Source organism: Nocardiopsis sp. M1B1 (assembly GCF_052466615.1).
On sequence record NZ_CP196194.1, the window covers coordinates 2,231,574 to 2,244,191 of the forward strand.

General features: G+C 72.9%; 10 protein-coding genes. 3 read left to right on the forward strand and 7 right to left on the reverse strand.

The genetic code is table 11. The annotated features are described in order from the left end of the window. Nucleotides 1-194: 194 nt before the first annotated feature. The 4 genes from ACSTA4_RS09590 to ACSTA4_RS09605 are packed head-to-tail and all read right to left on the reverse strand — an operon-like array spanning nucleotide 195 to nucleotide 5,939. Nucleotides 195-2,036, reverse strand: a complete 1,842-nt coding sequence (locus ACSTA4_RS09590; protein WP_444963232.1) for an IucA/IucC family protein — start codon at nucleotides 2,034-2,036, stop codon at nucleotides 195-197. Beyond that, the gene (locus tag ACSTA4_RS09595; RefSeq protein WP_444963233.1) at nucleotides 2,033-2,755 is read right to left on the reverse strand and encodes a GNAT family N-acetyltransferase; all 723 of its coding nucleotides are present in this window, start codon (nucleotides 2,753-2,755) and stop codon (nucleotides 2,033-2,035) included. Before ACSTA4_RS09595 ends, ACSTA4_RS09590 begins: the two co-directional genes overlap by 4 nt. Continuing rightward, nucleotides 2,752-4,275 (reverse strand): lysine N(6)-hydroxylase/L-ornithine N(5)-oxygenase family protein, encoded by a 1,524-nt coding sequence (locus ACSTA4_RS09600; protein ID WP_444963234.1) that lies wholly within the window; start codon nucleotides 4,273-4,275, stop codon nucleotides 2,752-2,754. The genes ACSTA4_RS09595 and ACSTA4_RS09600 overlap by 4 nt, the downstream gene beginning before the upstream one ends. Beyond that, nucleotides 4,272-5,939, reverse strand: coding sequence for a pyridoxal phosphate-dependent decarboxylase family protein (locus ACSTA4_RS09605; RefSeq protein WP_444963235.1), 1,668 nt, complete (start codon nucleotides 5,937-5,939; stop codon nucleotides 4,272-4,274). Before ACSTA4_RS09605 ends, ACSTA4_RS09600 begins: the two co-directional genes overlap by 4 nt. A 492-nt stretch (nucleotides 5,940-6,431) precedes the next feature. On the opposite strand from ACSTA4_RS09605, the gene ACSTA4_RS09610 reads away from it, so the two are divergent. Next, nucleotides 6,432-7,676 (forward strand): Kelch repeat-containing protein, encoded by a 1,245-nt coding sequence (locus tag ACSTA4_RS09610; protein WP_444963236.1) that lies wholly within the window; start codon nucleotides 6,432-6,434, stop codon nucleotides 7,674-7,676. A 40-nt stretch (nucleotides 7,677-7,716) separates the two neighbouring features. Here ACSTA4_RS09610 and ACSTA4_RS09615 read toward each other — a convergent pair whose 3' ends face one another. The 3 genes from ACSTA4_RS09615 to ACSTA4_RS09625 all read right to left on the reverse strand — a co-directional run bounded on the left by ACSTA4_RS09615 (nucleotide 7,717) and on the right by ACSTA4_RS09625 (nucleotide 10,185). Further along, nucleotides 7,717-8,361 (reverse strand): GOLPH3/VPS74 family protein, encoded by a 645-nt coding sequence (locus tag ACSTA4_RS09615; protein WP_444963237.1) that lies wholly within the window; start codon nucleotides 8,359-8,361, stop codon nucleotides 7,717-7,719. A 124-nt stretch (nucleotides 8,362-8,485) separates the two neighbouring features. Further along, nucleotides 8,486-9,214 carry an ABC transporter permease gene (locus ACSTA4_RS09620; RefSeq protein ID WP_274977090.1) on the reverse strand — a complete coding sequence of 243 codons (729 nt, stop codon included), beginning with the start codon at nucleotides 9,212-9,214 and terminating at the stop codon, nucleotides 8,486-8,488. 86 nt (nucleotides 9,215-9,300) lie between these two features. Next, nucleotides 9,301-10,185: an ABC transporter ATP-binding protein gene (locus ACSTA4_RS09625; RefSeq protein ID WP_444963238.1), complete on the reverse strand. Its 885-nt coding sequence runs from the start codon at nucleotides 10,183-10,185 to the stop codon at nucleotides 9,301-9,303. A gap of 504 nt (nucleotides 10,186-10,689) precedes the next feature. On the opposite strand from ACSTA4_RS09625, the gene ACSTA4_RS09630 reads away from it, so the two are divergent. Beyond that, nucleotides 10,690-11,292 carry a response regulator transcription factor gene (locus tag ACSTA4_RS09630; RefSeq protein WP_047868736.1) on the forward strand — a complete coding sequence of 201 codons (603 nt, stop codon included), beginning with the start codon at nucleotides 10,690-10,692 and terminating at the stop codon, nucleotides 11,290-11,292. A 362-nt stretch (nucleotides 11,293-11,654) separates the two neighbouring features. Continuing rightward, nucleotides 11,655-12,440: a DUF3159 domain-containing protein gene (locus ACSTA4_RS09635; protein ID WP_444963239.1), complete on the forward strand. Its 786-nt coding sequence runs from the start codon at nucleotides 11,655-11,657 to the stop codon at nucleotides 12,438-12,440. The last annotated feature ends 178 nt before the right edge of the window (nucleotides 12,441-12,618 follow it).

Sequence of the window (12,618 nt, forward strand, 5' to 3'; positions counted from 1 at the left end):
GCGGTGCGGTGCGCGGGCCCGAAGAACGTACCGCGCCGCCACGACACCGGGGCGGACCGGCGGCGCGGACCGCCGGGGGAGGGGCGCGGAGCCCCTTCCCCCGGAGCGGACACGGCGTGCGCGGACCCGGCCGGACCGCGGGCCCCGCTGGGCCGCTGGGTCCACCGGAGAGCGGAAGCCCTGTCCCGCCGCGCCTACCGGGGCGCGGGACGGAACCCGGCGATGGGGTTCTCCAGGGTGCCGACCAGTTGCAGGCCCGCGGACGGGTCCTCCAGATCGACCATCTGGCGGTTGTTGCGCAGTTGCAGCCGGTTCAGGCACGAGAGCGCGAAGCGTTCCGCGAACAGGTCGTCGCGCGCGAAACGGTCGGCCAGGTGGGGCGCCGACGCCTGGTAGTCGGCCACGCACGCGGCCACGGTGCGCCAGAAGTCGGTCTCGGACAGGACGCCCTCACCGGCGAGGATGCCGTTGAGGAAGCGCAGGAAGCAGTCGAAGACGTCGGTGAACAGCGACAGCACACGCATGTCCTCGGGCACCGCGCCCTGGACCCGCTCGACCCCGGCGGGCAGTTCGGCGTCGTCGTTCATCACCGCGATCTCCTCGGCGATGTCCTTGAGCAGGACCCGCTGGGGCACCCCGTCGCGCAGGACGAGGATGACGTTCTCCCCGTGCGGCATGAACACCAGGTCGTGGGCGTAGAAGCAGTGCAGCAGGGGGACGAGGTAGGCGTCGAGGTAGCGGCGCAGCCAGTCCGCGGGCTCCAGGCCCGACTCGGCGATGAGCTCGGCGGCGAGGGATCTCCCCTGCGCGTCGGTGTGCAGCAGCGAGGCCATCGTGGCCAGGCGCTCGCCCGACCGCAGCCGTGTCACCGGGCTCTCGCGCCACAGCGCGGCGGTCATCTTCAGGTAGGGCGACTTCTCCGTCGAAGCCTGCGCGTAGTGGGTGGTGCGGTAGCCCACCGCGGCCAGCTCGCGCAGGATCTCCACGCGCGTGCCGCGCAGGACGGGGTCGTCGGCCACGACCGAGGCGACCCAGTCGTTGATGGCCGGGGTGGCCTCCATGTACCTGGCGGACAGCCCGCGCAGGAAGCCCATGTTCAGCACCGACAGAGCGGTCTTGACGTAGTGGCGCTCGGGGGCCGAGGTGTTGAAGAAGGTGCGGATGGACTGCTGGGCGCGGTACTCGTCGGGGCCGTGGCCCAGGCACACCAGGTCGCGGCGGGCGACGTCGGCGGCGAAGGTGACCGCCAGCCGGTTCCACCACTGCCACGGGTGGACCGGGATCAGGTGGTAGTCGCCGGGGCCCAGGCCCATGTCGGTCAGCCGCGCGTCGAAGACGGCCAGGGCCTGGGCGCCGAGTTCGCCGCGTAGCAGTTCCTCGCGGTCCAGGTCGGCCGAGCAGCTGAACGTCGTGCGCTCGCGCCGGGCGGCGACCCACACCAGCCGCACAGGGGCGGCGGCCTCGGGGGCGTAGGCGCGGTACTCCGCGGCGTCGAAGCCCAGCCGCCCGTTGTTGGCGACGAAGCAGGGGTGGCCCTCGGTCATCCCCGCCTCGATCTCCTGGAACCCGGCGCGCGCCAGCTCGGCGGCGCTCGGCTGCGCGTCCGACATGCGGTAGGCGCTGCTGGCCAGGGTGCTGGTGATCTCCTCCAGGTAGACGGGCAGGACGTCCTCGTCGAGGGCGAGCGTCTTGCGCAGGTCCAGGATCAGGTCGAGGGCGTCCAGGGGCAGGCGCGCGCCGTCGCGCCGCAGGTCGCGGCGGACGATGCTGTCGGCCTCGATCCGCCAGTGGTCCAGGGCCATGACGCGGGCCGCGAACCGGTACTCGACGTCGCCGTCGTCGCTGGTGACCGAGAAGAGGCCGTCGGGGCCGGGTTCGGGGCTGAGCAGCCGTTCGTGGGCGAACTCGGCCAGGGCCTTGCGCACGAGCAGCCGGTTGGCGCGCTCCCAGGTCCGGGGGTCCAGGTGGCCGACCGCGTCGCGGGGGTCCTGGAGGCGGGGCCCGTGGGTGTCGGGTCGGGTGGTGGGCGTGGTCATCGGCCGATGCCTCCTGTGGTCGGGGCCGCGGCGACGGCGGCGCGGAACTGGTCGCGGGTGCAGGTGCTCAGGTGGGCGTCCTTGTCCTTGAGGGTCACGGTGGTGAGGACCCGGAAGCCCATGGCGGTGTTGAGGGTGTGGACGGCGGTGTTGCGCACGTCCGGTTCGACGACGACGCGTCGGGCGGCGGGGTCGGAGAAGAGCAGTTCCATGACGGTGGTGATCACGGCGCGGGTGAAGCCGTGTACGGGCGTGTCGGTGGGCGCCACCAGGAAGTGCATGCCGGTGTCGCCTGGGAGTACGGGGTAGTGGGCGGCGAGTTCGCTGTGGCCGGGGTCGTAGCGCTCGACCAGGAACCGGGGGGTGCCGCGCCACTCGCCGACGTAGGCGTGTTCGTGCGGGGAGGCGGCCATGGCGCGGTAGTCGCGGGCGACGTCGTCCTCGGTGGCCTCGGACATGAGCCAGAAGTGGGATCTGGGGTGGGTGAGCCAGCGGTGCAGGAGGGGGACGTCGGCGTCGGGGTCCACGGGCCGGACGCGGAACTCGCCGAGTTCGGGGTCGGTGCGGGTGAAGACGGCCGCGGCGGCCCGGTCGGGCGCGGTGTCCTTGCCGGTCGCGGTCCCGCCGTCGGGTGTCCTGCTGCGGCCGGACACGTCGCCCGGGGCCGGTGCGTCGTCGGCCTGGTCGGGCGCGGCCGGTGCCGGTGTCTGGTCCCTCATCGGCGCGCCGCCTTCCGGGCCGGTCCGGAGGCCGGGAGGGCCGTCTCCACGGTGTCTTCCTGGTTCGGGCCTTCGTGGTTCTGGCCTTCCCCGGTCGGGCCTTTCCCGTCCCGGGCGTCGGCGTCCGGCGCGCCCTGCCCGGGTGCGCCGAACTCCTGGAAGGCGATCGAGCGCTCGACGGCGTAGGGCTCGCGGCCCAGCATCGCGCGCAAAATGCAGGAGTTGCGGTAGGCGCCCATGCCCAGGTCGGGGGCGACGAAGCCGTGCGTGTGCAGTTCGGCGTTCTGCACGAAGACGGCGCCCCGGGCGAGCTCCGGTCCGCGGCCGTCGTCGGGGGAGCCGTCCGCGCCGGCGGTCGGCGCCCCGCGGTCGACGCGGTAGTCGCGGCGCACCGCGAAGCGCCCGGACCCGTCCCAGGCCAGGCGGTCGGTGATGGGCTCCAGGAAGTCCGGCATCCGGTACTGGTAGCCGGTGGCGAGCACCAGGCCCTCGGTGTCGAGGGTGAAGTCGCGCCCCTGGTCGGTGTTGCGCAGGTCCAGGGTGTACGCGCCGCTCGCCGCGTCGTGGCGGGCGCCGGTGACCTCGGTGCCGGTCATCAGGCGTACGGGCGGCGGGCCCAGGCGGCTCTTGACGTAGAGCAGGTCGTAGATGGCGTTGATGAGGTCGGAGTCGATCCCCTTGTACAGGTTCTTCTGCGAGGCCACGAGGCGGTCGCGGGTGGGGGCCGGGAGCGCGTGGAAGTGGTCGGCGTACTCGGGGGAGGTCATCTCCAGGGTGAGCTTGGTGTACTCCAGCGGGAAGAAGCGCGGGGAGCGGGTGACCCAGTTGAGCTGGTAGCCGTGTCCGTCCAGGTCCTGGAGCAGGTCGTGGAAGATCTCCGCGGCGCTCTGTCCGCTGCCGACGACCGTCACGCTGCGCTTGTCGCGCAGCCGCCGCGCGGCGGGCAGGTAGCCGGAGCTGTGCACGGCGTCGCCGGGCAGGTCGCGGCAGGGTTCGGGCAGGTAGGGGGGTGTGCCGGTGCCGAGCACCAGGCGCCGTGCGCGGTGGGTGTGCCGGGCGCCGGTCGCGGTCTCGGTGCTGTGCAGCAGGTAGAGGGCCTGGTCGGGGTCGTACTCCACCGAGTCCACGCGCTGGCCGAAGCGGACGGCGTCGCCCAGGCGCCGGGCGGCCCAGCGGCAGTAGTCGTCGTACTCGGCGCGCAGGGGGTAGAAGCGCTCGCGGATGTAGAAGGGGTAGAGCCTGCCTGTCTCCTTGAGGTAATTGAGGAAGGAGAAGGGGGAGGTGGGGTCGGCGAGGGTGACCAGGTCGGACATGAAGGGGGTCTGGAGTTCGGCTTCCTCCAGGAGCATGCCGGAGTGCCAGGAGAACTCGGGTTTCTCGTCGAGGAAGAGGCCGTCCAGGCCGGGGATGGGCGCGGTCAGGCAGGCCAGGCCGAGGTTGAAGGGGCCGATGCCGACGGCGGCGAAGTCGTGGATTCGGCCGGGGTCGGCGGCCGGGGCGGGGTGGCGGCTGGTGGTCAACGGGACCTCCCGGTGGTGGTCGGCAGGGCGGGGGCCGTGTGGGCCTCGGGCGGGGCCGTGTGGGCCTCGGGCGGGGCCGGGTGGTCGGGCGTGTGGTGTGCGTTCACGAAGTGGTCGACGTGCGCGGCGATCAGGTCCAGTACCTCGGCGACGTCCTGCGGGGTGGCCCTGGGGTTGAGCAGGGTGAGTTTGAGGTGGGGTCTGCCGTCGACGGTGGTGCGGGCCACGAAGGCGCGGCCCGAGGCCAGCAGCGCCTCGCGTGCGTAGCGGTTGGCGGCGTCGGCGGTGTCGGGGTCGGCGCCGGGTACGGCGCAGCGGAAGACCAGGGTGCTGAGGCTGGGCCGGGTGACGACGGTGAAGCGCGGGTCGGCGTCGAGCAGGGTCCAGGCGGCGGCGGCCAGGTCCAGGACGCTGTCGAAGAGGGCGCCCACGCCGTCGGCGCCCATGACGCGCAGGGTGAGCCACAGTTTGAGGGCGTCGAAGCGGCGTGTGGTCTGGAGGCTCTTGTCGACCTGGTTGGGGGAGAGCAGCGGGGTGCTGCCGTCCGAACGCGAGTTGAGGTAGTCGGCGTGGTAGGTGACGTGGCGCAGGACGTCGCGGTCGCGGACCACGATCGCGCTGGAGCTGACCGGCTGGAAGAAGGACTTGTGGAAGTCCACGGTGACGGAGTCGGCGCGTTCGACGCCCTCCAGAAGGTGGCGGTGGCGCGAGACCAGCAGGCCGCAGCCGTAGGCGGCGTCGACGTGCATCCATACGCCGCGCTGTTGGCACAGGTCGGCGATGCGGGGCAGGGGGTCGATGCTGCCGAAGTCGGTGGTTCCGGCGGTGGCGACGACGGCGATGGGCAGGAGTCCTTCGGCGCGGCACCTGCGCAGTTGGGCGGCGAGGGCGTCGGGGCGCATGCGCCGTCTGTCGTCGCAGGCCACGGTGATGACGGATTCGTATCCCAGGCCGAGGAGGGCGGCGGACTTGGCGACGCTGAAGTGTCCGGCCTCGGAGGTCAGGACGCGCATCCTGGGCAGGAGTTCGGCCAGGCGGGTGTCCTGTCCCTCCTGCGCCTTGGCGCGTTGGTGGGCCTCGTCGCGCGCCATGAGCAGGGCCTGGAGGTTGGACTGGCTGCCGCCGCTGGTGAAGACGCCGTCCGCGGTCCCGCCGAAGCCGACGCGTTCGCACGTCCAGTCGATGAGCCGCTGTTCGATCAGGGTGCCCCCGGCGCTCTGGTCCCAGGTGTCGAGGGAGGAGTTGACGGCGGACAGGACGGTCTCGCCGAGCAGGGCGGGCAGGACCACGGGGCAGTTGAGGTGTCCCATGTAGCGGGGGTGGTGGAAGTAGACGGCGTCGTCGAGGTAGACGCGTTCGAGTTCGTCCAGCGCCGCGGTGGGGTCGTGGAGCGGCTGGTCGAGGTCGACCTTGTCGATCTGGGGGCGCAGGTCCTCGGCCGTGGCTCCGGTGAGCGGCCGGTCGGCTCCGGCGATGCGCCGGGCGACGCGGGCCGCGGCTTCCCCGGTCAGGTCGCGGTAGTGTTCGGCGCTCCGGGCGTCGAACAGCTGTGTCCGGGGGTCGTCGGGGTCCTGGTCGGAGGGGGGTGTCGGCTCGGGCCTGGTGCCGAGGGCACCGGCGTTCCCGTGCAGCGGGCCCGGTGCGGACCGCGCGAGGGAGCTCATGGATCATCCTCCTGGAAACGGGCATGCCGACAGCATCCGCAAAGCGGATGTGGGCATAGGGTGAGGAACTTCGCGAACACTCTTATGTAGGGCGCCCTAACTAAGGGGAGGCTAGCCTAAGCGTCCGGGCCCGTACAGTGTGAGGAGAGTTACAGTGGCGACCGTGCTTGTCACTTAGGGTAACCAAAAGTCGCTGACCAGGGCGAACCGACGTTACGAAGAGTGATGCGGCCTTCGCGGGAGCCCCACATCCGACACGGCGGGCTTTTCTCGCGAGATCGGACGTTTACTCCCCGGAAACCCCGTGGCGCTTCGGCAGAGAGGCCCACGCCTCGCCCCGCGCCGGGGGAGCGGTCGGAGTCGTGACCGGGCGGGTCCGCCGTGGCGCCGGAGGGGCGGTGTGGCCGGTTGCGGCACGAAACCCCCGCGCCACCGGGCTTTCTGGGATCATCGGGGCAGAACGGACCACTCCCTGCGCGCGGAAGCGGTGCCATGGCACACCCCCCACACGACGGCGCGCCCTCCCCGGGCGACTCCCGGCCGCACCGGAACACGGCGGTGCGTCGGGGGCGGGCTCGGCGCCTGACCAGGATCGCGGCCCCGGTACTGGCACTCCTGGTCACGGGCACCTCCTGCTCCCTGATCGGGGAGTTGACCGAGGAGCCGTGGGAGGCCCGGATCTCCGTGCGCGCGCTCGCGGAAGGGCCACTCACGCCCCGCGCCGACCACAGCCTGGCCTGGTCCGGTGAGGAGGTCCTGGTCTGGGGCGGGCACGTCGGGAGTCAGCACGACTCCTTCTCCGACGGCGCCGCCTACTCCCCGGAGAGCGACACCTGGCGCCCCCTGCCCGACAGCGGACTGGAGTCCAGGACCCGCCACAGCGCGGTCATGGTCGGGGGCCGGATGCTGGTCTGGGGAGGCTTCACACCGACCTACGACGGTGAGCGGGACGCGCACCTGGCCCGGGACGGGGCCCTCTACGACCCCGAACGCGATGTCTGGGAGCCGATCGAGCCCGCGCCGGAGAGCAGGACCGGGGCGCGCGGAGTGGTCGCCGACGGCCACGTCGTCTTCGGCGGCGGGTACAGCGAGCGGGGCGGGGAGGGCTTCCTGGTGTACTCGCCTGAGGAGGACGCCTGGCACACCGTCCCCCTCCGCCACGCACCCGAGAGGGCCGTCGTCCACGACTTGGCGGCCTTGGACGACACCGTGGTGGCCGTCGGCGGCTCCCGCGACGGGATGTTCCTGGCGACGATGCGCCTCGGGGAGGAGGCCGCGTCGGTCCAGGACGTCTCCGACCTCCCCGGGGCGCGGGAGCAGGACGCCTTCGTCGGGCTGGCGGCCTCGTCCGAGGGGCGTGTGCTCCTGGCGCTGAGAGGCGGTGAGAGTGCGGGCGTGTACGAGGTCGGTCCGGCCGGTGCGCAGCCGCTGGACACGTTGGACTACTCCGACTTCCGCCCTCCGGTGCCGACCTACACCGGCGGCCTGCTCTCGGGAGGAATGGACTTCGCCGCCGGACTGGGGCTGGTCGCGACCGGACCCGGCGAGATCAGCCTGTGGGACGTCGGGGCCGGGAGGGCCCGCCGCTTCCAGACTGAGGCGCTGTCCGGGTACTGCGGCCCCCTCGTACCCGTTGCCGAGGACGCGCTGGTCGGCTGGGGCGGTCCGGACTGCGCCTCCGCCGGTGTCCGGGTCGACGTCTCGGTTCCCGAACCGGGGGAGCCGTCGGCGTCGTGACCGGGCGACCGGGCGGATGCGGACGAGCGCGCCGCGCCGGTCAGGCGGACGCGCCCTTGCCGGTGGCCATGACGGCCGTGCGGACCGCGTTGCGCAGTCCGGGGGCGGCGGCGTCGAAGCGCTCCTGGAGCGCCCTGACCGCGGGCCGGTGCCGCCAGCGCTCGTTGGGGGCGAACACGGTCCACACGTCGCCCTCGGTCGCGATCGCGACCAGGGCCGCGTCCTGGAGGGGCACCGCCGCCGGGTCGCCGCCACCCAGGACCGCCCCGCGCGTGCGCTCGCGCAGCCGGTCCACCTCCTCGGGCCGGTCGGGGGTGACCGTGCGGGTGGGGAACACCCCCAGCGTCCGGCCGCGCCTGACCGTGACCGCCCCGTTGGCGACCAGTTCCCCGCGCACCATCTCCTCGGCCCTGCCCATCTGGGGGTAGAGGAGGTTGATCCAGTGGTGCGGCTCGTCGGGGGACAGGTCGGACAGGACCCGGGCCAGGAACGGGTCCCGGGGGGCCCGGGCGATGGCGCGCGTCACCTTGCCGTCGCGGGGGCGCAGCAGCCCGCCCAAGGTCAGGTCGGCCAGCGCCGCGGCGCACAGCAGCTGGCCGCGGTAGCCGGCGCTGACGGGGTCGAACCGGTTCTTGTCGGTGTCGTAGCTGAGCAGGTAGAGCCGCTGCGGCAGCGTCAGGTCCATGTCGTTCTCCTCTCGAAGGCGTCCTCGCGGGGAGCCCGCACGCGGCGGGAGACCTCGCGGGCCCGGTCGGGCTCTGCCGTGGAAGCACCCCGTTCGCGTGCGCGGGCGGTCCGTCACGGGGTCCTCACCTGCGCGGTTCCCAGCGGAAGATCCGGGTGGCCGCCGCGACGGCGACGACGACCCAGGCCAGCGTGGGCGCCAGCAGGAACAGGGACTCGGTGACCGGGACGCCTCCGCTCCAGGCGTTGACGACCAGCTCCGAGGCCGAGCCGCCGGGCAGCAGCCGCTTGAGCAGGGTCAGCTCCTCGGTGCCGGTGAACCCGACCCATCCGGAGACGGCCAGGACGCCGAGCATGATGGGCAGCGTGGTCACCTGGGCGTGGTCGGGGGAGTTGGTCAGTCCGGCCGTGGCCAGCCCCAGGCCCGCCATCATGACCATCGTCGCGACGACGGCCGCCACCAGCAGGAGCACGTTGTCCGGGGCGCCGCCGACCACGGCCAGCACTGCCAGGATCACGGTCACCTGCACCAGCGTGACGGCGGTGACCGGGAGCAGCAGCCCGGTGAGGATGCCGGCGTCGCCCGACGCCGTGGAGCGCAGCCGCTTGAGGAAGAGGTTCTGCCTCCGGGAGGCGAGCGTTGTGACCGAGGTGGTGTAGAGCCCCATGGTCACCACGAGGAACACCAGGATCGAGGCGATGGCGCCCAAGTCCACGGCCTCGCGCAGCGCCGGGAAGGTCTGGTGCATGTAGATGTAGAACGCGCTGGAGGCCGCCGGGACGATGAGCATGGTGACCAGGACCAGTCGGTTCCGGAAGATCTGGATCAGCTCGCTCTGAGCGATCGTGAGCATGGTGCGGGTCCTTTTTCCTGGAAGGTGCGGGGAGTCGGAGCGTGTTCGGCGCGGGCCCCGGAGAGCACGGGCCCGGTGAGAGCGGGCTAGTCGTCGCCGATGGAGCGGAAGACGTCGTCGAGCCGGGTCGGCCCGGCCTCCAGCCCCCGCAGTTCGACCGCGTTGTCCTGCGCCCAGCCCAGCAGGGTGTACAGGTCCTTCTGCAGGCCCAGGGTCTCGACGAGGAACGCCCCGTCGCCCTGGCGCACGGCCTGGACCGGCGGCGTCGGCGCGGTGTCGGGCAGGGAGAAGCGGATCGTGGCCGGAAGGGTCTGCGTCAGCTCGGCCACGGTCCCCTCCCTGTGGAGGGAACCCTTGTGCATCAGCCCGATGCGGTCCGCGCGCTGCTGGGCCTCCTCCAGGTAGTGCGTGGTCAGCACGATGGTCGAGCCGTCCTCGCGCAACCTGTCCACGGCCTCCCACAGCCCGTCCCGGGACTGGATGTCCAGACCGGTGGTGGGCTCGTCCAGGAAGATCAGCTCAGGCGACCCGTACGCGGCGGTGGCGAAGTCCAGCCGCCGCTTCTCGCCGCCCGAGAGCTGGGACACCTTGGTCCCGGCCTTGGCGGTGAGGCCGACCATGCCGAGCACGCGTTCGACCGTGTCCGTGCGCCGGGTGAGCCCGCCGATCAGCCGGACTGACTCCTTCACCGTCAGGTCCGGGGAGAACCCGCTCTCCTGGAGCATGATGCCCACCCGGGGCCGCACGGCGCGCCGGTCGCGCGGGTCCTGGCCGAAGACCCGTACGGTGCCCGAGGTGGCGGTGCGGTGGCCCTCGACGGTCTCCAGGGTCGAGGTCTTGCCCGCGCCGTTCGTGCCGAGCAGCGCGTAGAGTTCCCCGCGCCCCACCTGGAGGGACAGGTCCCTCACGGCGTGGAAGTCCCCGTACTTGAGGTTGAGCCGTTCGACGTCGATGACTGCTGTGGAGGTCATGCTTCCATTGCAGCGCTCACCGCGCCCGCGGGGCAGTGGGACCACGTCACCACCTGGCCGTGACGTTTGTGGGGGTGAGCCCATGACGCGGTGTCACTGGTGGGCGCGGCCCGATCGGCGGAATACTGGGAGGGACCCCCGTCCTCGGACCCGGAGAGCCGCACATGGACACCCGGCCCCCGCGCACCCCGCCGACGGCGGCTCCGGCCCTGCCGCGGCCGCCCCGCCCGGCCGCCGGGCCGTTGGCGGAGGGGCGGTGAGCCGCCTCTCCCGCGTCGGGCTCCCGTGCCCGGCCGCCACCGAGGCGGTCGGTCCGTCCGGGACGCCGGTCCGGGACGGCCCGTCGGCGTCCTATGGTTGCGCTGCCGTGGCCGTTCCGAGCGAACGCGCGGCCGACCGCTGCGGCGGGTCGGCGGTCCGACACGACAAGGGCCGGTCCCCGACCGCCGCGCAGTTCCCGCGCCCGGCCCCGGCACAGCGCACGACAACGCGGAAGGACTGCAGATGACCACCGTGGTACTCGCCGACGACGAGGCCCTCCTGCGCAAGGCGATGGCCGCCCTGCTCCCGCTGGAGGGGGAGATCACCGTGCTCGCCGAGGCGGAGGACGGGGAGGAGGCCGTGCGGGCCGTGCTGGACCACCGGCCCGACGTGCTCGTCATCGACCTGGAGATGCCCAACGTGGACGGGCTCGGCGCCGTCGAGCGGATCCGCCGCGAACTGCCGGACCAGGTGATCCTCATGCTCACCCGCCACGCCAGGCCCGGCGTGCTCCGCAAGGCGCTCAAGCTCCGGGTGCAGGGCTTCGTCAGCAAGTCCGCGGAACCGGCGCACATCGCCTCGGTCATCGACAACCTGCACCGGGGCAAGCGGTGGATCGACCCGGACGTCTCCGCGCTCGCCGTCATCGACGACTGCCCGCTCACCGACCGCGAGGTGGACGTGCTGCGGGCGACCAGCGAGGGCTACTCGGTCGCCGACATCGCCGCCCAGCTCCACCTGGCGGAGGGCACGGTGCGCAACTACCTGTCCAACGCGATGCAGAAGACCCAGACGCGGACCCGGCACGAGGCGGCGCGGTACGCGCGCGAGCACGACTGGCTGTGAGCCCCCGGCGGCGCCCGTGCGGGCGCACGCTTCCCGGACGCCGCGGTCCCGTGACACGGGACCGCGGCGCCTTCCTCACAGATCGGTGACCTCGCGTTTCGCGTTCCACCAGTGACACCACGTCATGGTCTGCCTCAGCGCGACGTCACGGCGAAGTGGTGACGCCGTCGCACTGCCCGACGAGCGCGCGAACCGGTGGAATAGGGGTCAAGAACTTCACACCGGCCGCCGCCGGGAGACACCCGGAGCGGACGCGGGACACCCCGTCGCCCCTTCCCCGCACGGGGGCGGCCCGGACGCGACCGCGACGGGGCGCCGACCCGGCGGCGGAGCCGGACCCGGACGCGCAAGAGAGGAACGACATGGCACGCAGCGACACGACCGCCTACCGGAACCTCCTCGACTCCCCCGAGCACACCGACCCGACCACCTCCCCGGACGGAGTGACCATGACCGAGCACCACCCCGCCCAGCCCCAGCCCGAGCAGGCCCCCGGCCCCGCCCAGCCCGAGCAGCCCGTCAGCGCCAAGCAGGCGGCGATGGACGCGGCGGGCGGTCCCTGGGGGATGGTCCTCTCGGCGATTCCGGCCCTGGTCTTCGCGGGGGCGGTCGCCTTCGTCCCGCCGCTGGTCGCCGTCGGGATCGCGATCGCCCTGGCCGTGGTGATCGCCGTGGTGCAGCTCTGGCGCGGCAAGCCCTTCAGCTCCGTGTACGGCGGGGTACTCGGCGTCGTGATCGCCGGAGGCATCGTCGCCTGGACCGGTTCGGCCAACGACTTCTTCGTGATCGGGATCTGGGCCGCCCTGGTGGTGGGCGTGGTCGTGCTCGTCACGACCCTCATGAACCGGCCGGTGACCGGCGTCGTCTGGAACGCCGTGCACGGCGGCACCCACGCCTGGCGTGAGGACCGGCCCACGCTGGTCGCGCACCACGCCGCCACGTTCGCGGTGCTGATGCTGTGCGTGCTGCGGTTCGTGGTGCAGGGCTGGCTCTACCTGGCCGACTCCACCGCCTGGCTGGCGGTCGCCGACACCGTGATGGGCTTCCCGCTGCTGGCCCTGGTCGCCGTGGTGGTCATCTGGGCCTTCCGCCGCTCCACCAAGCGCCTGGTCAAGTCCGCCGACTCCGAAGCCGCCGAGCGGGGCTGACCGTCCCCCACCGGCCTCCGGGCCGCCCGCCCCGGCACACCCCCACAACACGCCCCCGACACCCCGCCGCGCGGGCCGACCACCCTCGGCCCGCGCGGCGGGGTGTCCGGTACACGGTCCCGGCGCGCGGCAGGACGGGCGGCGGTCACCGCGGCGCGTGCCGACGCCCCGCTGTCCC

Coding starts and splice junctions, on each gene's coding strand:
- ACSTA4_RS09605 (WP_444963235.1), bottom strand. CDS start 5,939: ATGAGCTCCCTCGCGCGGTCCGCACCGGGCCCGCTGCACGGGAACGCC.
- ACSTA4_RS09625 (WP_444963238.1), bottom strand. CDS start 10,185: ATGACCTCCACAGCAGTCATCGACGTCGAACGGCTCAACCTCAAGTAC.
- ACSTA4_RS09620 (WP_274977090.1), bottom strand. CDS start 9,214: ATGCTCACGATCGCTCAGAGCGAGCTGATCCAGATCTTCCGGAACCGA.
- ACSTA4_RS09630 (WP_047868736.1), top strand. CDS start 10,690: ATGACCACCGTGGTACTCGCCGACGACGAGGCCCTCCTGCGCAAGGCG.
- ACSTA4_RS09615 (WP_444963237.1), bottom strand. CDS start 8,361: ATGGACCTGACGCTGCCGCAGCGGCTCTACCTGCTCAGCTACGACACC.
- ACSTA4_RS09635 (WP_444963239.1), top strand. CDS start 11,655: ATGGCACGCAGCGACACGACCGCCTACCGGAACCTCCTCGACTCCCCC.
- ACSTA4_RS09590 (WP_444963232.1), bottom strand. CDS start 2,036: ATGACCACGCCCACCACCCGACCCGACACCCACGGGCCCCGCCTCCAG.
- ACSTA4_RS09595 (WP_444963233.1), bottom strand. CDS start 2,755: ATGAGGGACCAGACACCGGCACCGGCCGCGCCCGACCAGGCCGACGAC.
- ACSTA4_RS09610 (WP_444963236.1), top strand. CDS start 6,432: ATGGCACACCCCCCACACGACGGCGCGCCCTCCCCGGGCGACTCCCGG.